We start from the raw sequence: 21,686 nt of genomic DNA, 5'->3' as shown, positions 1-21,686 counted from the left end.
ATTTTAAAGGATCGTTTGACGGCTGCCTTATTGACTGATGTACCACCGGGTAGTGACGGATTTCGGGAGGAAGGATGATCAAAGGTTTAATGGGTTTATGCATTTGTCTGTTGCTTTTCATTTTTCGCGACGCAATAGGCGCTGAGCCACGTCAGGCACCTTCCCCACAGGAACAGGCGCGTACCTTGTATCTGCTTAATCAACCCGTTGTGATGCTACAGGCAAAATTTGGGCTTACCACGCCAGAGGAGCGGGTTAAGCGTATCGTTACGATCTTGCGCTCGCTCAATGATAATGACCTGGCTCAGCCGGTTGTTACTCATGGCGTGACGCGATACCGACAGCCTGCGGTGCTTTTTTCTGTTAACGGCAAACCCTTTATGTTACTGACTCAGGGAGACCTCGATGAAGGGGATGACCTGACGCTTGCACAATCGGCGGAGCGCGTCAGGTTGCGTCTCGACACGCTACGTCTCTCATTGTCTGAACAGTACTCTTCGCGTTACCTGTTACTCTCCTCGGTCAAAAGTCTCGTGGGCGCACTGGTGATTGCCGCATTCATTTGGTTTTCTTTGCGATCCTATGCCTGGCTGAAACGCGTATATACCGTGCGGCGCGCTCAGCGGAAAAGCATTATTTCTGCCGAGCTTCGCGCATTTCTCGGTCCGATTGAGGTACGGCTATATGCTGTCGTTCTTACTACTGCCATCCTCGTAGCCTTTTACATCTGGATAAGCTGGGTTTTGCGGCTGTTTCCCTGGACGCGCATTTGGGGCATGGAACTGGGAAGTTATGCGCTAGGACTATTGCAAATGATGGGGCTGGCGGCACTTTCCGCTCTACCGGGTCTGGTCATTGTGGTCGTGATATTTATCATCACAGCGTTGGTAACGCGTTTGCTGAGGCTGGTGCTAAGGCGAGTTGAAACCGGACAATTACATCTGCCTGGGTTGCACCCGGACACGGTTGGCGTGACCCGCAAGCTTATCAGCGTAGTCATCTGGTTATTTGCTTTGTCAGCGGCCTATCCGTTTCTGCCGGGGGCTAATTCACTCGCCTTCAAAGGGATAAGCGTTTTCTTCGGCCTGATGCTCACACTGGGATCTGCCGGAGTGATGAATCATGCCATGAGCGGGCTGGTTCTGACCTATTCCCGTGCACTGCGTAAAGGTGAAGTCATCAGGATTGCAGATCATGAGGGGGTTGTCAGTGAAGTGGGTATGCTGGCTACCAAAATTCTGACAAGGGAAAACTACGAGGTGACGGTTCCCAACGCGGTGGTCGTTAGCGGCAGAATAGTGAACTTAAGTGCAACGCTTAAAGGCGAAGGCGTCAACATGACGACCAGTGTCACCATTGGTTATGACACGCCGTGGCGACAGGTTGAAGCCATGCTGGAACTTGCTGCAAGCCGTACATCCGGAATTAACCGCGACATTCCTCCGTTGGTACGGCAGTTAGCGCTGCAGGACTGGTATGTGGCGTATGAACTCCAGGTACGGCTGAAAGCGGGTGAGTCTTTGGCTGGCGTCAGAAGTACTCTCCACGGCCATATACAGGATGTGTTTAACGAATTCGGCGTGCAGATCATGTCACCTAATTTCATCAGCCAGCCCGAGCAGCCTGTGCTCGTGACAAAGTCGAACTGGTTTGCCCCTCCTGCGGGAGAAAAAGAAAAATAAGATGCCAAACGGCCGAGTTCAGCACTGTGCGACAGGTTTTACTTTACCCAACGATTTCGTCCCTGTTGTTTTGCCCGATAAAGGGCTTCATCCGCTCTGGCAATCACGCCGGAAGCACTGTCACCGCCTTTGGAAAGGGTGATGCCCATACTGACTGTGACCGTTTCGCTAACCTCCGATGCTGCATGTGGCAGTGAGGTCTCACGCAGGTTCGTCTGAATACGTTCAGCCACCCGCGCAGCTTCATCCATAGAGGCTGCCGGCAGCACAATGATAAACTCTTCGCCCCCATAACGTGCCACCAAATCTGCCGAAGTACGTATCGACGCCTTCATCAGGTCGGCTATTTTTGCCAGGCATGCATCTCCAGCCTGGTGACCATAATGGTCGTTATAGCGTTTGAAATAGTCCACATCGAGCATGAGCAGCGCAAACGGTTCAGCCTGCAGAAGAGCATCATCAAGAAAGTTTTCCATTGACCGCCGATTAGCAGTCCCGGTTAGTGCATCCTGGTGAGCCATAACATCGAGCCGCGCGATTAGCATTCGGTTCTCCTGATAACGCAACCAGGCTTCGTCAAACCAGCGTTGTAGGATAAAGCGACCATAAATGAGAATGGCGGTGAAAGTAAGCCAGACCAATAAAAACCGGACGTTAATCCCCTGGTTAAGCTTCACGCTGGCCAGCAGTGTAGTCAGCCATAATGGAATGATAAAAAGTAACAGGGCTGGTGGATGATAATAAAGCGCTGCCAGCGCGGCGAGCATAAGGATGACACTGAGGGGCCAGGTAAAAGGCAGTTGCCACCAGACAATAAAGCAATAGATGCAGTAACTCCACATCAGACTGATAGTCACCAACATCGCTAAACAAAGAGGTATAAACCGGGCAGGGAAGCGATAGATGAAAAGCATCAACAGAAGCGACAAAGCAATAATGCCGCCCGTAATTTCGTCTATAAACGGCAATATTCCAGTGTGTGCGTCGAGCGACCGGTCAAAGTGACTGAAGAGAACATTGCGGAATAAAATGATTAGCGCAAAACTGACATTCACAAATGTGAACCATGGAATACTCACTGACAGCGCTTGTCTGACCATATCACTGTGGTTCTGCCACAGCCTTGCAGTATTAAAAGTACGGCGCTTATCGTTCGAATGCTGCTCCATCCCTGCTTGCCTCATATAAGAATAATTACCAGACAGTGTAATATAGGTATCTCTCAGTACAGGCGTTTCATGCAGAACAATCAAACAGGTCAGTATTATTTATATTTACTCCCCCCTTTATTTAAAGATAGTAGAGTTGCGTCAACCCGTTAAACTCACAGCACAAAGCGGACCATAGTATTCAAGAAATATCTGTACGGATAAATCTCATAATAGAGTTTGATAAATATCCATTTTTCTAAATTATTTCAGATAGATATTATCTCCATGCCTCCTCCTGCATCCTCACTGGATTGCGGGATTTTTATTTTTAACACTGTGACTGGGTAGAGTCATTGGATCATTACTGGCTTCGTTTCCTCATGCATTTCGCAATCATATTGCCATCTTCCTCCTCGAATACGGCCATCACGCCTGTCGTGCCGAACCCAGTGCCATCCTTACCACCTTTAATTAAGGAGATTTGCTATGGATAAACAAATCACTCTTTTTACACCTGAGCTGCCGTTACCTGCACTGCGTACCATTCAGCGAGCCTTGGTTCTGCTTGAACAACACCTGCGTGAACCGGGTGTGGCATTCACCTCCACACAGGCAACTCGCGACTGGCTCAGGCTGAAAATGGGAACTCTTGAGCGTGAAGAGTTTGTCGTGCTGTACCTCAATAACCAGAATCAGTTGGTTGCCCACGAAACGCTATTCACTGGCACTATCAGTCACACTGAAGTCCATCCCCGCGAGGTGGTGAAACGCGCCCTGTACTTTAACGCGGCAGCAGTGATTTTTGCCCATAACCACCCGTCCGGGGAAGTGACTCCGAGCCAGGCAGACAAGGCTATTACCCAGCGACTGGTGCAGGCACTGATGATGGTGGAAATCCGGGTTCCCGACCACCTGATTGTTGGCAGCAGGCAGATATTCTCTTTCGCTGAACATGGATTACTGTAAGGCGCAATCATGAAAATTATCCCCAAACGTCAGGCGATGACGATATACCGCCAGCATCCTGAGGCCCGGCTGTTTCGCTTCTGTACCGGGAAATATCACTGGTCCGGCAGCATCTGCCATTACTACGACCGGGAAGTTCAGGATATCGCCGGCGTGCTGGCCGTATTCGCTGAACGTCACCAGGACCGCCATGGCCCATATGTGGTGCTGCGCAGCATCACCCTCAATTAATCCCATACTGTGACTTAAAGGAGAGCTCAAGTGAACAATACAACGTCAGAGACTTCCACGCCTGAGTGGGGGTTAAAGCGGCCCGTTGCGCCGATGTTTGGCGCACGCCTGGTGCAGGAAGGCTACCGGCTGCACTACCTGACTGACCGGGCCAGCATCACCGGAAAGTTCAATGACGCTACCGCCCGACAACTTGACCAGGCTTTTCCGCTAATGCTTAAGCAACTGGAGTTGATGCTCGTTTCTGGCGAACTCAAGCCACGCCATCAGCACTGCGTCACGCTGTATCACAACGGCCTTATCTGTGAAGCCGACACACTGGGCTCCTGTGGCTACGTTTATCTCGCCATTTACCCGGGCGAGACAGCGGGAGCATAACTGCAGTACCCACAACATCCCCTGCAATATCGCCACTTATCTTCGCTTAACCTCAGAAAGAGAACACAATGCAGACACCATCTTCACCTTATCAACGGGCGGCTGAGTCCTGTCCGTCACCTGTCGCTGTCTGGCAACTGCTGCTGGCACACTTGCTCACGCAGCACTACGGTCTGACGCTGGGTGATACGCCATTCAGCAATGAAACCACAATTCAGGAGCATATCAATGCTGGTATCTCACTCTGTGATGCCGTGAATTTTATTGTCGAAAAGTATGACCTGGTGCGTACTGACCGCCACGGATTCTCCGTGGCTGAGCAATCTCCGTTAATCGGCTGTATCGATATACTCCGCGCCCGCCATGCCACCGGGCTGATGAACCGTCAGGGTTACAAAACCATTACCGATATCACCACCGGGCAATATTCACAGGAGTCAGGGCAATGAAAGTCAGCCTGAACATTGAAGCTGACGCCATCAGCGTACTAGCCCTCAACATGGGCCGGATCGCCGTTGATATCGACGGGATCTCGTTGTCCGAACTGATCGACGTAGTCTGCGATAACGGCTACTCGCTTCGTATTGCTGATGCACCCGGAAAGTTACTGATTGAAGATCCCCTACCGGTAAGCTGCCGGTATAACGGCATCCAGTGCAGTACCGCACATATCACCCGCGAGGATAATGATCTGCTGCATCGACTGTCGCGACAACAACAGGATTTTGACGATTCTGAGTGGATTGGGTATACCGGATCGGGCTATCTCATTCGTCCGGATGCCTGGACGTTCCCTGTATTGCAACTGAAACGACGTGGACTGTCTAAAGCCTGCCGTCGGTTAATCGTCACCCTGATGCGCCGCTACCCGTTGAGCGTCATTCATCTTGATGCCTTTGGTGAAGTGCTGCCGGGCTTTGACACCTTCGACTGGTAAATCATTTCACATAAGTAACAGGTAATCCCATGCCGGCACTCACCACCGAAGCGGCGATGGATATCCTGATTGACTGGCTTCAGGACAATATCGACTGCGGATCAGAACTCCTCGTCGATAACGACGAGGACAAAGCCGACTCGGCTGCGCTCTTGCCCCAGCAGGCAAGGAACGATGTCCGGGATCTCCGCCATCTCCAGCTCCTACGCAACGCCAATAAATTGTGATCCCCTGACAGAACTGCATAAACGCCGGCCCTTACACGGCTGGCGTTTTTCGTCTATACAAAAGGAAAGAAATATGTCTGAACAACGCACTCCCGTTGAGCCCGACGTACTGACGGACCATACCGAGCTTATCAGTTCCACCAGCATTGAGCGTATCGTTACCGGGCGCAATAACGCGCTGGAACGAATTAAGTCGGTGCTCCACCAGCTCACTGATATCTCTGCGCTAACAGAAAGTATTGGGGGTAAAGCAGCCATTGACTGGGCAATGCGCCAGGACTTCCGCCGTGGTTGCTGGTTACTTGAGAAAGAACAAACAGCCATGAAAGTCATCACGTGCAATATTGACCGTAGCATCTGGCGCGATTTGATGAAGAAATCCGGCATGATTGCGCTGATGGACGCGCAGGCGCGTGACCAGTGGTACAACAACCTGGAGAGAGATGATATTCCAGCCATTAGTGAAGCGAATATCCTCAGCACCTTTGAGCAATTACATCAGAGTAAAGAGGAAGTATTCGAACGAGGGATCATTAACGTGTTTAAAGGACTAAGCTGGGACTATAAGAGCAACTGCCCCTGCAAATTCGGAAAGAAGATTATCATTGATGGTCTGGTACAATTTGACCGCTGGGGATTTCATTTCCGTCATGGACGCAGACGCGAGCAGTTGTCAGATTTGGATCGGATGCTAAATCTGCTGGATGGTAAACCTGTCCCGGAGAATCGTTATGAACTCAGCATCAGGTTAGATGATCACATAAGCAAACAGCACAGTAACGTGTACGAGGATGAATATCTTTCGATACGCTACTTTCAGAAAGGCTCGGGACATCTCACCTTCAAGCGCCCCGACCTGATCGAGAAGATGAACGACATTATCGCGAAACACTATCCAAGGATACTGGCTGCATTGTAGCTCAGAGAAAAACGAAATATCGTCCAGGGAGAAACGATAGTGCCTCATACAAGCCGAACGCTGATGGCATACTGGATGGCATACCGAAAAAATCACAAAGAAAAAAGGCCATGCTAATCAATAGCATAGCCTCGAATTGTGGCGGAACGGACGGGACTCGAACCCGCGACCCCCTGCGTGACAGGCAGGTATTCTAACCGACTGAACTACCGCTCCGCGTTTTGTTCCCCGTCGGGAACGAGGCAGATAATACGTATAGGGCTCATGAGCGTCAACGTTTTTTCTTATTAAACTAATCGTTTGCCGTTAATTTCACCCAAACGGTGCTTTTTAATACATTGGCGCTGATTTTATATACGCCACAGGCAGCTTCCGCCCTTTTTTTCCACCAGGTCGAGCCGCGATTCATGCGCTTCCAGTTCTGCATCACTGGCACGAATGACGCGTATTCCCGAGCTGCGGCGCACAACACGTTGAATTCCGTTGTCTCCGCTACGCTGCTGCACATCCCCTTCCATTGCAAACTTCAGAGAAGTTTGCCCACCCGTCATCATTAAATAGACGTCGGCCAGAATTTGGGCATCGAGCAAGGCGCCGTGCAACGTTCGCTTGCTGTTATCTATTTCATAACGTGAACAAAGTGCATCGAGGCTGTTACGCTTGCCCGGGAACATTTTACGGGCGAGCGCCAGGCTATCGGTAACTTTGCAGAAGGTGTTGGTTTTCGGGATATCGCGATTGAGCTTGCCGAACTCATAGTCCATAAAGCCGATATCGAACGATGCGTTATGGATGACGAGCTCTGCGCCGCGAATATAGTCCATGAACGAATCAGCAACCTGATCAAAGGTTGGCTTGTCTGCCAAAAACTCATCGGCAATTCCATGCACGCCAAAGGCTTCCGGGTCAACCAGACGATCAGGTTTCAGGTATACGTGGAAATTATTACCCGTCAGGCGGCGGTTGATGACTTCAACCGCACCGATTTCAATAATGCGGTGCCCTTCGTAGTGAGCACCGATTTGGTTCATACCGGTGGTTTCTGTATCGAGGACGATCTGTCGTGTAATTGCTGTGCTCATGGCGCTCGTTTATGTCAGACTTGGTTTTTTAATCACAGGAAGTCTACCAGAGATGCGCAAACAGGTAGAAATTTTCACCGATGGCTCTTGCCTCGGTAACCCGGGGCCGGGTGGATATGGTGCTATTTTACGCTACAAACAGCACGAAAAAATTTTTAGCGTTGGCTTTCGCCTGACCACAAACAATCGCATGGAAATGATGGCGGCAATCGTTGCACTTGAGGCGTTGATCGAGCCTTGCGACGTTGTGCTTAGCACCGACAGCCAATATGTTCGCCAGGGAATTACCCAATGGATTCATAACTGGAAAAAACGTGGCTGGAAAACGGCCGATAAAAAACCAGTCAAGAATGTCGATTTATGGAAGCGACTGGATACTGCCTTAAGCGAGCATAAAATCAGTTGGGAATGGGTGAAAGGCCATGCCGGTCACCCTGAAAACGAACGTTGTGATGAGCTCGCCCGCGAAGCGGCTTCTAATCCAACTCTCGAGGACGTGGGTTATCTGTCAGAGACGGCGAAGCCTTAGTTGTTTCACGAAATTGCCGCGTTGCCCCCACAGCTGAGCGGATTTGCGGTTTTGCTTTCCGGCTTTTCATAGGATTGAGCGTAAGGGGCAATGTCCGCTTACGCGCCACAATGACATGCATACATCCCAACGCAGGAAGATGGGTACTGAGCATTTTCCCGCCTTGTTTACTCCAGGGTAATACCTGGAAACTGCGTTGGTGCATCACTTCAAAATTCAGCAATGCCAGCCAATCAAATATCCTCATCGGTGTGAACATTCGACAATGATATGGCGTGCGTTTACGTAAAAACGGCACTGTCTTACCTAAACCCAGTAAGCTCACTGGGTTAAAGCTACTAAGGATTAGCCATCCATCATCAATTAACACCCGATCGGCTTCGCGCAATAATCCATGTGGATCCTGGCACCACGGCAATGTATGAGCCAACATACATGCATCGACTGATTTACCGGCAAAAGGTAAATGCAGCGGATCGGCATTCACCTGGAGTCGGTCGCCTTGTAAAGCAACATTCACCTGGTGTGAAATAGCGCAGGCTTCTGTGTCGATTTCAGTGCTTAAGTTGCCAATTTTCAGCAGGTGGAAGCCAAACATCTTAGCAAACCATGGCTGAAGTTGGGATTCCAGCGCCTCACGGTAGTACTCGCCCCATGGCAGTTCTCCCCAATGATGCGGTGAAATGAAATTTTCAGGTATCCTTGCCGGTTTCATCACTACCTTCTTAGCGCAATTCAGAGAGGTCGAATTATGAATCTTAACAGTATTTCCGCATTCCAGGACAACTACATCTGGGTTCTGAATGATGAGCAAGGCAGATGCATCATTGTTGACCCGGGCGAAGCTCAACTTGTACTAAAAGCCCTTGAAGATAATCACTGGCGGCCAGAAGCTATTTTACTGACCCACCATCACAACGACCATGTTGGCGGCGTGAAAGAACTTCTCAAAAAGTATCCAGGCCTTGTGGTATATGGCCCAGAGGAGACACAAGATAAGGGAACGAACCGGGTAGTCAGAGAGGGCGAAACGGTCAATATTTTGAAGTATGAATTTACTGTAATTGCCACACCCGGTCACACTTTAGGACATATCTGTTTCTATAGCGCACCTTATCTTTTTTGCGGTGACACCATGTTTTCTGGCGGCTGTGGACGCCTTTTTGAAGGCACCGCAGAGAATATGTATGATTCTTTTCAAAAGCTTAACAAACTACCTGCAGATACGTTAATTTGCTGCGCACACGAATACACACTCTCAAATATAAAATTTTCCTTATCTATTCTTCCTGACGATGAGAAATTAAACGGATACTGTCGAAAAGTTAATGAGTTACGTGCAAAAAACCAATCAACCTTACCAAGTTCTTTGGCAAATGAACGCAAAATAAATTTATTCTTAAGAACTGATGATATTGATTTAAAAGAAAAAATAAATAAAGAAACAAACTTGCAACAACCACAGCAGATATTCGCCTGGTTACGGACAAAGAAAGATACCTTCTGAATTTTTTGGTTGTGTTGTTTTAAAGTGGAAGGTATTCTTGCTCGTCTTTTAAGCAACCATTTGACACACACATGAAGGCAAAAGCGATATTACTCGCCTCTGTTTTGCTTGTGGGGTGCCAGGCGTCAAGGCATGACGGCAACATCCAACAGCACGCACAGAGTCTGTCGGCAGCTGGTCAAGGTGAAGCAGGAAAGTACACAGGTTCGCGATGGATGGACGATGGGACATATCTCGCGGATAACCAAAACTTGTGGAACTTCATTGGCGACGAGCTAAAGATGGGGGTACCGGAGAATATCCGGATCCGCGAACAGAAACAGAAGTACCTGAAGAATAAGAGCTATCTCCACGATGTAACATTACGGGCAGAGCCGTATATGTACTGGATTGCCGGGCAAGTTAAGAAACGCAACATGCCAATGGAACTAGTACTGCTACCCATAGTGGAGAGCGCTTTTGACCCCCACGCTACCTCTTCTGCAAATGCCGCTGGCATCTGGCAGATTGTACCGAGTACGGGTCGAAATTATGGTTTAAAACAGACCAAAGCATACGATGCACGTCGTGATGTAGTGGCTTCCACCACTGCCGCACTCGATATGATGCAGCGTCTGAACAAGATGTTTGACGGCGACTGGTTATTAACCGTGGCGGCGTACAACAGCGGCGAAGGTCGTGTACTGAAGGCAATGAAAGCGAATAAAGCTCGTGGTTTACCAACGGATTTTTGGTCGCTTTCACTGCCACGGGAAACCAAAATTTACGTACCAAAAATGTTGGCTTTGAGTGACATTCTCAAAAACAGCAAAAAGTACGGCGTACGCTTACCTACTACTGACGAAAGCCGTGCCTTAGCACGTGTAGAAGTTAGTGATCCGGTTGAGCTTACGCAGGTTGCCGAAATGGCAGGTATATCATTAAGCACGCTGAAGACATTCAACGCCGGGGTAAAAACTTCGACCGTTGGCAAGAACCAGCGTTATGTAATGGTACCCAAAAAGCATGCCGATCAGCTAAAAGCCTCTTTGGCTTCTGGTGAAATTGCAGCAGTGCAGCCACGGCTAGTCGCTGATAACCGCAGTACTGCAGGTGGCAGCAAATCTTACCGTGTTCGTTCAGGTGATACCTTATCGAGCATTGCTTCACGCTTAGGTGTGAGTGCAAAAGATTTGCAAAGCTGGAACGGCATACGCGGCGCGAATATTAAAGTCGGCCAAACACTCAACGTCAAAAATGGCGCACAGAGTTTAGCTAAGAACGATAGCATCACTTATAAGGTGCGCAAGGGTGACTCGTTGTCGAGTATCGCGAAACGTCACGGTGTGAACATCAAGGATGTTCTGCGCTGGAACGACGATACAGACGATCTGAAACCTGGAGATCAGTTGACGCTATTTGTTAGCAACAACTCTACACCTGATGCGTAAGCGTTAATCGAATCAAAAGGCACCTTTTTAGGTGCCTTTTTTAATTGGTATGACCCGTCCTGAATTACACGCGCTTTGCTTCTACCATAATAATGTCGCTGGTGAACGAGCCATCTCCCTGCAACTCAAAATAGTGCTGCACTTCATCTGATGCACTCTGTTGGTAGATTCGAATAGCGTCAGCCAGAGCTTCAGGTGTTCTCATTCTGGCAATCCAGGATGTAAACTCCAGATTCAATCGGTCGCACAAGAGATTTTGCGAGACCAGGCCCGCATCATTAAACAAGCTCAACCACTCGCCACTTGAATAATTACGAACGTGAGATGTATCGCGCAATGCTTCAACCGTTTGCAGCCAGATATCGAGAACGGGATGACCTGGAGACATCACATCCATAAAAATTACAACACCACCAAGTCTCAGTACGCGCTTTACCTCACGCAATGCTTTACCTACATCATGCCAGTGATGAGCTGAATAGCGGCTAATCACCACATCAAAAGAACCATCATCAAACGGCAACACTTCTGCATAACCTTGTTGAGTCGTGATGTTGAAGATGCCACGCGTTTTAGCAGCATCATTGACCACTCTGAGCATCTGTTCTGAGAGATCATAAGCAACCACCTCTTTCACCTGAGCCGCCGCAATAAAGCTCGCATGCCCTGCCCCACACCCCATATCGAGCAGACGCGCATCAGGGAAATCAGCCAGACGCGCGCTCAGACGCTCCAGATCGCGGCCAGCAGCGTGCACAGCACTTGTCAGATAGGCACTGGCCTGCGAGCCAAACTGTTGATCGACTTTGTCATGGTGAGATTGTGTTGTCATTGTATTGTCCTTGCAGATGATTGTAAGTAAGGGCAGCACATAGTCTGCCCAATGGCAGACCTGACTTACCCTACTTCAGCTCAGGTTTGCCGGGACGGAATTCGACTAGTAGAGGATTGTGGTCGGACGCACGAGTCACCAAAACAGAGGCTTCTGCAACGTTTAAACCACGATAAAACACGAAATCAAGTGGGCGACCGAAAGCACGGCGGCGATGGTCATCTGTGAAACGCACTTCCCGCAGAGTCATTTCACGGGCGAAGCGGTAAAGCGCATTCATGCGTGGGCGGCTCCAGGCGTTAAAATCACCCGCCATAATCACCGGCCCATTATGGTGGCCAATTTGATCGCCAATCGGCCCAAGCTGCTTGCTGTAGACATCGACACCGAGACTGAAATTGACCGCGTGGATATTCACAACCATCAACAACCGACCATCAGGCAGTGGATATACGGTCACTAATGCAGATTTGGACAAGCGCAAAATCGGCTCGCGTTCGCGTAACGGACAACAGTAAACAGGATGAGCAGCGGAAAGAGTCATAACACCTGAGGGGTGTTGAGGCAGGACAAATGCAGGAACCTGATCGGCGGCCAGATAGTTACTGGTGGCAAACTTTACCAGTTCAGGGGTCGTTTGAGCCTCCTGCAATAAAACAAGGTGAGCATCTTTACCGAAGTTTTGCAGTACAGAAAGCCATTCTGCACGCTGCTGTTTAAAGATATTCCACACTAATACTTTTAGTGAACCCTCACTTGGTAACGGTTCGCCGGGTGGCAATGCCTGACCAATAGTTGCAAATGAGCCAGGAGGCAGAATACGTTCTGCTGGCTGACCGGCAACATATCTCATGGCATAAGTATTTTTGCGCACGTTTTTACTAATGACCTCTATAACCAAAGAAGCCTCCAAATCGAAGGCTGTCTTTCAGTTATAGGGACTTTGGTGCCGAGTTTCAACGACCAATTCAAACCATTGACGAACAAGACCGTAAGTAATTGCTAACAGCCTTGTTCTGAATGCCTAACCGATAGCAACTTCACGACGTGTATCCAGTCGACCACTGATGGTAATTAAGAATAGTGCGCCAACAACAATTACGGCCCCAATCCACGGTGTCTGGGCTAAACCAAAGCTTTGAACTGTCTGACCACCAATAACAGAGCCTAATGCAATCCCGACGTTAAAAGCGGCAATATTCAGCCCAGAAGCAACATCTACAGCATTTGGCGCGTACAACTCAGCTTTCTGCACAACGTACACCTGCAATCCCGGTACATTACCGAAAGCAAAGACTCCCATAATCAATACCGTCACTAAAGCGCCAATATGCGAACTCGCAGTGAACTGGAAGACAAGCAGTAATGCGGCGAGTGCTGCAAAAATGAATTTTAAAGCCGGTACAGCACCATGGCGATCTGCAAGTTTCCCACCCCAGATATTACCGATAGCAACAGAGACTCCATATCCCAACAAAATCCAACTTACCGCGGCTGGTGAATATCCTGCCAGGTTTTGCATCATCGGAGCCAGGAAGGTAAATGCTGTAAACACGCCACCATAACCTAGTGCTGTTATTGCGTAGATGATTAAAAGACGAGGGTGAGTCATTACTTTTAATTGATCTTTCAAACTAGCAACCGCTCGGGTCGGGATATCTTTTGGCACAAGAATAGTACTGCTGATTAATGCAATCACACCGATTGCAGAAACCGCAAGGAAGGTTTCACGCCATCCGAAATGCTGTCCGATAAACGTTCCGAGAGGTACACCTGTGACCAATGCAACCGTTAAGCCACCAAACATAATGGCAATTGCAGTCGCTGCTTTCTCTTTAGGCACCAGGCTGGTTGCAATAGTCGAACCAATTGAGAAGAAAACACCGTGCGCAAGACCTGTGAGCAAACGAGCAATGACCAGCGTTTCATAATTTGGCGCAAGCCAGGCCAGCAAGTTACCTGCTGTGAATAGCGCCATCAGTCCGATCAGTAGCTGTTTACGAGGCAACTTTCCTGTCAGCGCGGTTAGTACAGGAGCACCAACAGCAACTCCTAATGCATAAATTGAAACCAGCAATCCCGCAGAAGGGAGCGAAATTGAAAGTTGCTCAGCAATTGTTGGTACCAGTCCAACAATAACAAATTCGGTAGTACCGATTGCGAATGCACTGATAGTCAGTGCCCAAAGCGCCAGAGGCATGATTTACTCCATAACAGGTGTCTTTTGATGACACGCAGTATGGCAAGATGGTTAAATAACAAAAATATGCAAAATCTCAATAGAATTTTGTCTCAGGAGCAACAATGAAGGCCACCTCAGAAGAACTGACGATTTTTGTCGCTGTTGTAGAAAGCGGAAGCTTCAGTCGCGCCGCGAGCCAACTTGAGATGGCAAATTCGGCAGTCAGTCGCTCAGTAAAGAAATTAGAGATGAAGTTAGGTGTCACTCTGCTAAATCGTACAACCCGCCAACTGAGCCTCACCGAGGAAGGTGAGCGCTACTTCCGCCGTGTACAACAGATTTTGCAGGAAATGGCAGCGGCGGAAAATGAGTTGATGGAAACGCGACAAAGCCCACGCGGCTTACTGCGTATTGATGCTGCAACTCCCGTAATGTTGCACCTTTTAATGCCGTTGATTAAGCCTTTCCGCGAGCGCTACCCGGAAGTAACGCTTTCCCTCATCTCATCTGAGACATTTATTAATTTGATTGAGCGAAAAGTCGATGTTGCGATACGAGCGGGCACTTTGACTGACTCAACGTTGCGGGCGCGGCCTCTTTTTTCCAGTCGTCGTAAAATCATCGCCTCGCCGGAATATTTAGCGCAGTACGGTATGCCAAAAAATGCAGAAGATCTTCAGGATCATATTTGTCTTGGTTTCTCAGAGACTGAAAGCCTCAATAAATGGCCAGTAGCGCAGGCAGATGGGCTGCGTTATGACATTACGCCGGGAATCACATCCAATAGTGGGGAAACACTTAAGCAACTATGCCTGACAGGAAATGGGATTGCGTGTCTATCTGACTATATGATTAATAAAGAAATAGCTGAGGGGAAGTTTGTTGAATTACTGACAAACAAGCTGTTACCAGTAGAAATGCCATTTAGTGCGGTGTATTACAGCGATCGGGCCGTCAGTAGCCGCATTCGGGCGTTTATAGACTTTTTAAGCGAACATGTGCAACAGCCCCCGGAGGGGCTGTTGTGGAAAATTAGTCCCAGTCAGGAGCCAGACCTTCCGGACTAACCAGTCGATCATTGCAGTCCAGCTTAGCGACAGCAGCCATATCTTCCGCATCCAGCATGAGAGTCTGCGCCTGTAGATTGCTTTGTAGATTCTCACGTTTTGTAGATGAAGGAATCACCGCATAACCCAACTTCATTGCCCAGGCCAAAATGACCTGCGCAGGCGTTGCATTGTGCTTTTTAGCAATTCGCCCGATAACTTCATCTGCCAATGCTTTGCCATAGGCAAGCGTCATATAAGAGGTGATGTGGATATCATGTTCATGTGCCCAATCAACCACTTTACGGTTCTGCAGATAGGGTGAAAGCTCAATTTGGTTGGTAGCAATATTCTCAGCCCCCACGGCATCAATGGCTTGTTGCATCAGATCGATCGTGAAGTTAGAGATACCAATCTGACGTGTCAGCCCTTCTTTTTTGGCTTCCAGCAATGCTTGCATAAACTCTGCTACCGGAACCGCATTATTCGGTGATGGCCAGTGAATCAGCGTCAAATCGACATAATCGGTATGCAATTTACGTAAGCTTTCTTTCAGGCTTGGGATTAATTTGTCTTTGCTAAGGTTATCAATCCAGATTTTGGTCGTGATAAATAACTCATCACGAGCTACACCACTCTCTTCAATCGCCTGCCCTATAGCCGCTTCATTATCATAGATTTGTGCGGTATCAACAGTACGGTAACCCAACTCTAAAGCTGTTTTTACTGATGCGATAACTACGTCGTCTTTTAAGCGAAAAGTACCCAGACCAAATGCAGGAATTGTCATTATTTACCTCGTTAAGGGATATGTGTGGCCAATACGAGGATTATGGCGGTAATCACTTTGCTGAAAAAGACAGGTAAATGCAGAAGATATTTGCGTTAAACGCAATAGTAGGAAGATATTTGGTTGAATTACAGACCTGAAAAAAGCCCTGAGTCTATTAGACTCAGGGCTTAATAAGTGGCGGAACGGACGGGACTCGAACCCGCGACCCCCTGCGTGACAGGCAGGTATTCTAACCGACTGAACTACCGCTCCACCGAATTTCTTTCTTATTACCACCAGATGTCACTTCTGGCTTTTACTGCTTTGAATTTGGAGCCTGGCAGTTCCCTACTCTCGCATGGGGAGACCCCACACTACCATCGGCGCTACGGCGTTTCACTTCTGAGTTCGGCATGGGGTCAGGTGGGACCACCGCGCTACTGCCGCCAGGCATATTCTGTATCGTTAACCGTTACGTTATYCACGTAACCATCAACTAAAATCTCGGTTCAAGCTGAAAATCAATCTCTGGTCTCTCAACCAAAACACCTTCGGTGTTGTAAGGTTAAGCCTCACGGTTCATTAGTACTGGTTAGCTCAACGTATCGCTACGCTTACACACCCAGCCTATCAACGTCGTAGTCTTCAACGTTCCTTCAGGACCCTTAAAGGGTCAGGGAGAACTCATCTCGGGGCAAGTTTCGCGCTTAGATGCTTTCAGCGCTTATCTTTTCCGCATTTAGCTACCGGGCAATGCCATTGGCATGACAACCCGAACACCAGTGATGCGTCCACTCCGGTCCTCTCGTACTAGGAGCAGCCCCCCTCAATTCTCCAGCGCCCACGGCAGATAGGGACCGAACTGTCTCACGACGTTCTAAACCCAGCTCGCGTACCACTTTAAATGGCGAACAGCCATACCCTTGGGACCTACTTCAGCCCCAGGATGTGATGAGCCGACATCGAGGTGCCAAACACCGCCGTCGATATGAACTCTTGGGCGGTATCAGCCTGTTATCCCCGGAGTACCTTTTATCCGTTGAGCGATGGCCCTTCCATTCAGAACCACCGGATCACTAAGACCTGCTTTCGCACCTGCTCGAGCCGTCACTCTCGCAGTCAAGCTAGCTTATGCCTTTGCACTAACCTCACGATGTCCGACCGTGATTAGCTAACCTTCGTGCTCCTCCGTTACGCTTTAGGAGGAGACCGCCCCAGTCAAACTACCCACCAGACACTGTCCGCAACCCSGATMASGGGTCTACGTTAGAACATCAAACATTAAAGGGTGGTATTTCAAGGTTGGCTCCACGCAGACTGGCGTCCACGCTTCAAAGCCTCCCACCTATCCTACACATCAAGGCTCAATGTTCAGTGTCAAGCTATAGTAAAGGTTCACGGGGTCTTTCCGTCTTGCCGCGGGTACACTGCATCTTCACAGCGATTTCAATTTCACTGAGTCTCGGGTGGAGACAGCCTGGCCATCATTACGCCATTCGTGCAGGTCGGAACTTACCCGACAAGGAATTTCGCTACCTTAGGACCGTTATAGTTACGGCCGCCGTTTACCGGGGCTTCGATCAAGAGCTTCTCCTTGCGGATAACCCCATCAATTAACCTTCCGGCACCGGGCAGGCGTCACACCGTATACGTCCACTTTCGTGTTTGCACAGTGCTGTGTTTTTAATAAACAGTTGCAGCCAGCTGGTATCTTCGACTGCCTTCAGCTCCATCCGCGAGGGACTTCACTTACCGACAGCGTGCCTTCTCCCGAAGTTACGGCACCATTTTGCCTAGTTCCTTCACCCGAGTTCTCTCAAGCGCCTTGGTATTCTCTACCTGACCACCTGTGTCGGTTTGGGGTACGATTTGATGTTACCTGATGCTTAGAGGCTTTTCCTGGAAGTGCGGCATTTGTTACTTCAGCACCGTAGTGCCTCGTCATCACACCTCAGCGTTGAAYAAGAGTCCGGATTTACCTAAACTCTCCGCCTACATGCTTAAACCGGGACAACCGTCGCCCGGCTAACATAGCCCTCTCCGTCCCCCCTTCGCAGTAACACCGAGTACAGGAATATTAACCTGTTTCCCATCGACTACGCCTTTCGGCCTCGCCTTAGGGGTCGACTCACCCTGCCCCGATTAACGTTGGACAGGAACCCTTGGTCTTCCGGCGAGCGGGTTTTTCACCCGCTTTATCGTTACTTATGTCAGCATTCGCACTTCTGATACCTCCACCAGACCTCACAGTCCAGCTTCAACGGCTTACAGAACGCTCCCCTACCCAACAACGCCTAAGCGTCGCTGCCGCAGCTTCGGTGCATGGTTTAGCCCCGTTACATCTTCCGCGCAGGCCGACTCGACCAGTGAGCTATTACGCTTTCTTTAAATGATGGCTGCTTCTAAGCCAACATCCTGGCTGTCTGTGCCTTCCCACATCGTTTCCCACTTAACCATGACTTTGGGACCTTAGCTGGCGGTCTGGGTTGTTTCCCTCTTCACGACGGACGTTAGCACCCGCCGTGTGTCTCCCGTGATAACATTCTTCGGTATTCGTAGTTTGCATCGGGTTGGTAAGCCGGGATGGCCCCCTAGCCGAAACAGTGCTCTACCCCCGAAGATGAGTTCACGAGGCGCTACCTAAATAGCTTTCGGGGAGAACCAGCTATCTCCCGGTTTGATTGGCCTTTCACCCCCAGCCACAAGTCATCCGCTAATTTTTCAACATTAGTCGGTTCGGTCCTCCAGTTAGTGTTACCCAACCTTCAACCTGCCCATGGCTAGATCACCGGGTTTCGGGTCTATACCCTGCAACTTAACGCCCAGTTAAGACTCGGTTTCCCTGCGGCTCCCCTATACGGTTAACCTTGCTACAGAATATAAGTCGCTGACCCATTATACAAAAGGTACGCAGTCACCCCATAAAAGAGGCTCCCACTGCTTGTACGTACACGGTTTCAGGTTCTGTTTCACTCCCCTCGCCGGGGTTCTTTTCGCCTTTCCCTCACGGTACTGGTTCACTATCGGTCAGTCAGGAGTATTTAGCCTTGGAGGATGGTCCCCCCATATTCAGACAGGATACCACGTGTCCCGCCCTACTCTTCGAGTTCACAGTAGGTGTATTTTTGTGTACGGGAGTATCACCCTGTACCCTGCGACTTTCCAGACGCTTCCACTAATACACAAACTGATTCAGACTCTGGGCTGCTCCCCGTTCGCTCGCCGCTACTGGGGGAATCTCGGTTGATTTCTTTTCCTCGGGGTACTTAGATGTTTCAGTTCCCCCGGTTCGCTTCGTTAAGCTATGTATTCACTTAACGATAGTGCAACGAATTGCACTGGGTTTCCCCATTCGGAAATCGTCGGTTATAACGGTTCATATCACCTTACCGACGCTTATCGCAGATTAGCACGTCCTTCATCGCCTCTGACTGCCAGGGCATCCACCGTGTACGCTTAGTCGCTTAACCTCACAACCCGAAGGTGTCTCGTAAGACAACAATCGATGTTGTGAAAATTTGAGAGACTCGAACACACTTCACTTCCTTTCTTATTACGGAGAAAGGAAACAGTGTGTCGTTTCAATTTTCAGCTTGTTCCGGATTTTTAAAGAGCAAATACTTCTCAGCACACTGTTAAACAGTACACTTAGAAGTATTGGGTGAGCATGAAATGATGGTGGAGCTAAGCGGGATCGAACCGCTGACCTCCTGCGTGCAAGGCAGGCGCTCTCCCAGCTGAGCTATAGCCCCATCGATTTCGTAAAACCTTATATTTTTTCTTACCGATAATTCTTCACTGGTCAAGGCGCAATTTCGCGACGCATACTTTGGTATGCGAGCCGGAATTGCAACGCAGAACAGGGGAGAATTTGGTAGGCCTGAGTGGACTTGAACCACCGACCTCACCCTTATCAGGGGTGCGCTCTAACCACCTGAGCTACAAGCCTATAAGGTTTTACTGCTCGTTTTCTATCAGACAATCTGTGTGAGCACTACGCAAGTTCGTATCTTTCAGGTAAGGAGGTGATCCAACCGCAGGTTCCCCTACGGTTACCTTGTTACGACTTCACCCCAGTCATGAATCACAAAGTGGTAAGCGCCCTCCCGAAGGTTAAGCTACCTACTTCTTTTGCAACCCACTCCCATGGTGTGACGGGCGGTGTGTACAAGGCCCGGGAACGTATTCACCGTAGCATTCTGATCTACGATTACTAGCGATTCCGACTTCACGGAGTCGAGTTGCAGACTCCGATCCGGACTACGACGCACTTTATGAGGTCCGCTTGCTCTCGCGAGGTCGCTTCTCTTTGTATGCGCCATTGTAGCACGTGTGTAGCCCTACTCGTAAGGGCCATGATGACTTGACGTCATCCCCACCTTCCTCCAGTTTATCACTGGCAGTCTCCTTTGAGTTCCCGGCCGAACCGCTGGCAACAAAGGATAAGGGTTGCGCTCGTTGCGGGACTTAACCCAACATTTCACAACACGAGCTGACGACAGCCATGCAGCACCTGTCTCAGAGTTCCCGAAGGCACCAAGCCATCTCTGGCGAGTTCTCTGGATGTCAAGAGTAGGTAAGGTTCTTCGCGTTGCATCGAATTAAACCACATGCTCCACCGCTTGTGCGGGCCCCCGTCAATTCATTTGAGTTTTAACCTTGCGGCCGTACTCCCCAGGCGGTCGACTTAACGCGTTAGCTCCGGAAGCCACTCCTCAAGGGAACAACCTCCAAGTCGACATCGTTTACGGCGTGGACTACCAGGGTATCTAATCCTGTTTGCTCCCCACGCTTTCGCACCTGAGCGTCAGTCTTTGTCCAGGGGGCCGCCTTCGCCACCGGTATTCCTCCAGATCTCTACGCATTTCACCGCTACACCTGGAATTCTACCCCCCTCTACAAGACTCTAGCCTGCCAGTTTCGAATGCAGTTCCCAGGTTGAGCCCGGGGATTTCACATCCGACTTGACAGACCGCCTGCGTGCGCTTTACGCCCAGTAATTCCGATTAACGCTTGCACCCTCCGTATTACCGCGGCTGCTGGCACGGAGTTAGCCGGTGCTTCTTCTGCGAGTAACGTCAATCACTGCGGTTATTAACCACAATGCCTTCCTCCTCGCTGAAAGTACTTTACAACCCGAAGGCCTTCTTCATACACGCGGCATGGCTGCATCAGGCTTGCGCCCATTGTGCAATATTCCCCACTGCTGCCTCCCGTAGGAGTCTGGACCGTGTCTCAGTTCCAGTGTGGCTGGTCATCCTCTCAGACCAGCTAGGGATCGTCGCCTAGGTGAGCCATTACCTCACCTACTAGCTAATCCCATCTGGGCACATCTGATGGCAAGAGGCCCGAAGGTCCCCCTCTTTGGTCCGAAGACGTTATGCGGTATTAGCTACCGTTTCCAGTAGTTATCCCCCTCCATCAGGCAGTTTCCCAGACATTACTCACCCGTCCGCCGCTCGTCACCCAGGAGCAAGCTCCCTGTGCTACCGCTCGACTTGCATGTGTTAGGCCTGCCGCCAGCGTTCAATCTGAGCCATGATCAAACTCTTCAATTAAAAGCTTGATTTGCTTCAACTCGTGAAGCGGTGCTCAAAAATTAACTTTCGTAATAATTCAACTAAATGAATTACTGCTTGGTCACTCTTCAAGACTTGATATTTTTTGTGATACCCGAAGGTATCTGAGATATCAATCCTGCGAGTGCCCACACAGATTGTCTGATAAATTGTTAAAGAGCAGTGAGTTRSGCGCTTTCGCTTGCTAACTCGAGGTGGCGTATATTACGCTTTCCTCTTTCAGAGTCAACCCTTAA

18 protein-coding genes, 4 tRNA genes, 3 rRNA genes and 1 pseudogene are annotated in these 21,686 nt (G+C 49.5%); 12 read left to right on the top strand and 14 right to left on the bottom strand.

The genetic code is table 11. The features are described 5' to 3' along the window. The first annotated feature begins 74 nt into the window (after window positions 1-74). Entirely contained in the window at window positions 75-1,682 is a 1,608-nt protein-coding gene (locus IX31_RS20830; RefSeq protein WP_051880791.1) for a mechanosensitive ion channel family protein, read from the top strand. 38 nt (window positions 1,683-1,720) lie between these two features. Here the strand turns inward: IX31_RS20830 and IX31_RS20825 are convergent, their stop codons facing one another. After that, window positions 1,721-2,851, bottom strand: coding sequence for a GGDEF domain-containing protein (locus IX31_RS20825; RefSeq protein WP_034461545.1), 1,131 nt, complete (start codon window positions 2,849-2,851; stop codon window positions 1,721-1,723). 468 nt (window positions 2,852-3,319) lie between these two features. On the opposite strand from IX31_RS20825, the gene radC reads away from it, so the two are divergent. The 7 genes from radC (at window position 3,320) to IX31_RS20790 (ending at window position 6,491) form a co-directional block, all read left to right on the top strand. After that, complete coding sequence (gene radC / locus IX31_RS20820) at window positions 3,320-3,799, top strand: RadC family protein (RefSeq protein WP_034461544.1); 480 nt, start codon at window positions 3,320-3,322, stop codon at window positions 3,797-3,799. Window positions 3,800-3,808: 9 nt separating this feature from the next. After that, on the top strand, window positions 3,809-4,030 hold the full coding sequence (locus tag IX31_RS20815; RefSeq protein ID WP_034461543.1) for a DUF987 family protein: 222 nt from the start codon (window positions 3,809-3,811) through the stop codon (window positions 4,028-4,030). 30 nt (window positions 4,031-4,060) lie between these two features. Continuing rightward, window positions 4,061-4,408, top strand: coding sequence for a type IV toxin-antitoxin system YeeU family antitoxin (locus IX31_RS20810; protein WP_034461541.1), 348 nt, complete (start codon window positions 4,061-4,063; stop codon window positions 4,406-4,408). A 68-nt stretch (window positions 4,409-4,476) separates the two neighbouring features. Further along, complete coding sequence (locus IX31_RS20805) at window positions 4,477-4,857, top strand: TA system toxin CbtA family protein (protein WP_034461539.1); 381 nt, start codon at window positions 4,477-4,479, stop codon at window positions 4,855-4,857. Then, window positions 4,854-5,345, top strand: a complete 492-nt coding sequence (locus IX31_RS20800) for a DUF5983 family protein (RefSeq protein WP_034461537.1) — start codon at window positions 4,854-4,856, stop codon at window positions 5,343-5,345. The genes IX31_RS20805 and IX31_RS20800 overlap by 4 nt, the downstream gene beginning before the upstream one ends. 29 nt (window positions 5,346-5,374) lie before the next feature. Continuing rightward, window positions 5,375-5,572, top strand: coding sequence for a DUF957 domain-containing protein (locus tag IX31_RS20795; RefSeq protein WP_034461536.1), 198 nt, complete (start codon window positions 5,375-5,377; stop codon window positions 5,570-5,572). Window positions 5,573-5,645: 73 nt separating this feature from the next. After that, entirely contained in the window at window positions 5,646-6,491 is an 846-nt protein-coding gene (locus tag IX31_RS20790; RefSeq protein WP_034461534.1) for a DUF4942 domain-containing protein, read from the top strand. Window positions 6,492-6,630: 139 nt separating this feature from the next. Here IX31_RS20790 and IX31_RS20785 read toward each other — a convergent pair. Both IX31_RS20785 and dnaQ read right to left on the bottom strand, forming a co-directional pair. Further along, window positions 6,631-6,707, bottom strand: a tRNA-Asp gene (locus IX31_RS20785). A gap of 134 nt (window positions 6,708-6,841) precedes the next feature. Next, entirely contained in the window at window positions 6,842-7,573 is a 732-nt protein-coding gene (gene dnaQ / locus IX31_RS20780) for a DNA polymerase III subunit epsilon (RefSeq protein ID WP_034461532.1), read from the bottom strand. Window positions 7,574-7,625: 52 nt separating this feature from the next. On the opposite strand from dnaQ, the gene rnhA reads away from it, so the two are divergent. Continuing rightward, window positions 7,626-8,102 (top strand): ribonuclease HI, encoded by a 477-nt coding sequence (gene rnhA, locus IX31_RS20775; protein WP_034461531.1) that lies wholly within the window; start codon window positions 7,626-7,628, stop codon window positions 8,100-8,102. On the opposite strand, the gene IX31_RS20770 is transcribed toward rnhA, so the two are convergent. After that, window positions 8,050-8,817: a class I SAM-dependent methyltransferase gene (locus IX31_RS20770; protein ID WP_034461530.1), complete on the bottom strand. Its 768-nt coding sequence runs from the start codon at window positions 8,815-8,817 to the stop codon at window positions 8,050-8,052. The genes rnhA and IX31_RS20770 overlap by 53 nt on opposite strands. Window positions 8,818-8,853: 36 nt before the next feature. Here IX31_RS20770 and gloB point away from each other — a divergent pair, with 36 nt between their 5' ends. Both gloB and mltD read left to right on the top strand, forming a co-directional pair. Then, window positions 8,854-9,609 carry a hydroxyacylglutathione hydrolase gene (gene gloB, locus IX31_RS20765; protein ID WP_034461529.1) on the top strand — a complete coding sequence of 252 codons (756 nt, stop codon included), beginning with the start codon at window positions 8,854-8,856 and terminating at the stop codon, window positions 9,607-9,609. A 71-nt stretch (window positions 9,610-9,680) separates the two neighbouring features. Beyond that, window positions 9,681-11,039, top strand: a complete 1,359-nt coding sequence (gene mltD / locus IX31_RS20760; RefSeq protein WP_034461528.1) for a murein transglycosylase D — start codon at window positions 9,681-9,683, stop codon at window positions 11,037-11,039. A gap of 64 nt (window positions 11,040-11,103) precedes the next feature. Here mltD and IX31_RS20755 read toward each other — a convergent pair whose 3' ends face one another. From IX31_RS20755 to IX31_RS20745, 3 genes are all read right to left on the bottom strand, one after another. Further along, complete coding sequence (locus IX31_RS20755; RefSeq protein WP_034461527.1) at window positions 11,104-11,871, bottom strand: class I SAM-dependent methyltransferase; 768 nt, start codon at window positions 11,869-11,871, stop codon at window positions 11,104-11,106. A 70-nt stretch (window positions 11,872-11,941) separates the two neighbouring features. Continuing rightward, window positions 11,942-12,745, bottom strand: coding sequence for an endonuclease/exonuclease/phosphatase family protein (locus tag IX31_RS20750; protein WP_034461607.1), 804 nt, complete (start codon window positions 12,743-12,745; stop codon window positions 11,942-11,944). A 150-nt stretch (window positions 12,746-12,895) separates the two neighbouring features. Then, on the bottom strand, window positions 12,896-14,071 hold the full coding sequence (locus IX31_RS20745; RefSeq protein WP_034461526.1) for an MFS transporter: 1,176 nt from the start codon (window positions 14,069-14,071) through the stop codon (window positions 12,896-12,898). Between the two features lie 104 nt (window positions 14,072-14,175). On the opposite strand from IX31_RS20745, the pseudogene yafC reads away from it, so the two are divergent. Further along, window positions 14,176-15,089: pseudogene (yafC, locus tag IX31_RS20740) on the top strand (DNA-binding transcriptional regulator YafC). Here yafC and dkgB read toward each other — a convergent pair. From dkgB to IX31_RS20705, 7 genes are all read right to left on the bottom strand, one after another. Next, entirely contained in the window at window positions 15,086-15,889 is an 804-nt protein-coding gene (dkgB, locus tag IX31_RS20735; protein ID WP_034461524.1) for a 2,5-didehydrogluconate reductase DkgB, read from the bottom strand. The pseudogene yafC and the gene dkgB overlap by 4 nt on opposite strands. 178 nt (window positions 15,890-16,067) lie before the next feature. Next, window positions 16,068-16,144, bottom strand: a tRNA-Asp gene (locus tag IX31_RS20730). Window positions 16,145-16,206: 62 nt separating this feature from the next. Next, a 5S ribosomal RNA gene (gene rrf / locus IX31_RS20725) occupies window positions 16,207-16,322 on the bottom strand. A gap of 110 nt (window positions 16,323-16,432) precedes the next feature. Beyond that, window positions 16,433-19,341, bottom strand: a 23S ribosomal RNA gene (locus IX31_RS20720). 206 nt (window positions 19,342-19,547) lie between these two features. After that, a tRNA-Ala gene (locus IX31_RS20715) sits at window positions 19,548-19,623 on the bottom strand. A 120-nt stretch (window positions 19,624-19,743) separates the two neighbouring features. Then, window positions 19,744-19,820, bottom strand: a tRNA-Ile gene (locus IX31_RS20710). Between the two features lie 69 nt (window positions 19,821-19,889). Then, window positions 19,890-21,429 (bottom strand): 16S ribosomal RNA (locus tag IX31_RS20705). Together the 16S, 23S and 5S rRNA genes with 3 tRNA genes alongside form the textbook arrangement of a ribosomal RNA operon. Window positions 21,430-21,686: the final 257 nt, after the last annotated feature.

Origin of the sequence: Buttiauxella noackiae (genome assembly GCF_000737905.1) — a bacterium.
Lineage (GTDB): Bacteria > Pseudomonadota > Gammaproteobacteria > Enterobacterales > Enterobacteriaceae > Buttiauxella > Buttiauxella noackiae.
The sequence above is the reverse complement of the archived record's forward strand: the minus strand, read 5'-3'. Positions and strand labels throughout refer to the sequence as shown.

What these genes read in the sequence shown, in the direction of transcription:
- IX31_RS20830 (WP_051880791.1), top strand. Translation starts at nt 75, where the DNA reads ATGATCAAAGGTTTAATGGGTTTATGCATTTGTCTGTTGCTTTTCATT.
- IX31_RS20825 (WP_034461545.1), bottom strand. Translation starts at nt 2,851, where the DNA reads ATGGAGCAGCATTCGAACGATAAGCGCCGTACTTTTAATACTGCAAGG.
- radC (WP_034461544.1), top strand. Translation starts at nt 3,320, where the DNA reads ATGGATAAACAAATCACTCTTTTTACACCTGAGCTGCCGTTACCTGCA.
- IX31_RS20815 (WP_034461543.1), top strand. Translation starts at nt 3,809, where the DNA reads ATGAAAATTATCCCCAAACGTCAGGCGATGACGATATACCGCCAGCAT.
- IX31_RS20805 (WP_034461539.1), top strand. Translation starts at nt 4,477, where the DNA reads ATGCAGACACCATCTTCACCTTATCAACGGGCGGCTGAGTCCTGTCCG.
- IX31_RS20800 (WP_034461537.1), top strand. Translation starts at nt 4,854, where the DNA reads ATGAAAGTCAGCCTGAACATTGAAGCTGACGCCATCAGCGTACTAGCC.
- IX31_RS20795 (WP_034461536.1), top strand. Translation starts at nt 5,375, where the DNA reads ATGCCGGCACTCACCACCGAAGCGGCGATGGATATCCTGATTGACTGG.
- IX31_RS20790 (WP_034461534.1), top strand. Translation starts at nt 5,646, where the DNA reads ATGTCTGAACAACGCACTCCCGTTGAGCCCGACGTACTGACGGACCAT.
- dnaQ (WP_034461532.1), bottom strand. Translation starts at nt 7,573, where the DNA reads ATGAGCACAGCAATTACACGACAGATCGTCCTCGATACAGAAACCACC.
- rnhA (WP_034461531.1), top strand. Translation starts at nt 7,626, where the DNA reads ATGCGCAAACAGGTAGAAATTTTCACCGATGGCTCTTGCCTCGGTAAC.
- IX31_RS20770 (WP_034461530.1), bottom strand. Translation starts at nt 8,817, where the DNA reads ATGAAACCGGCAAGGATACCTGAAAATTTCATTTCACCGCATCATTGG.
- gloB (WP_034461529.1), top strand. Translation starts at nt 8,854, where the DNA reads ATGAATCTTAACAGTATTTCCGCATTCCAGGACAACTACATCTGGGTT.
- mltD (WP_034461528.1), top strand. Translation starts at nt 9,681, where the DNA reads ATGAAGGCAAAAGCGATATTACTCGCCTCTGTTTTGCTTGTGGGGTGC.
- IX31_RS20755 (WP_034461527.1), bottom strand. Translation starts at nt 11,871, where the DNA reads ATGACAACACAATCTCACCATGACAAAGTCGATCAACAGTTTGGCTCG.
- IX31_RS20745 (WP_034461526.1), bottom strand. Translation starts at nt 14,071, where the DNA reads ATGCCTCTGGCGCTTTGGGCACTGACTATCAGTGCATTCGCAATCGGT.
- dkgB (WP_034461524.1), bottom strand. Translation starts at nt 15,889, where the DNA reads ATGACAATTCCTGCATTTGGTCTGGGTACTTTTCGCTTAAAAGACGAC.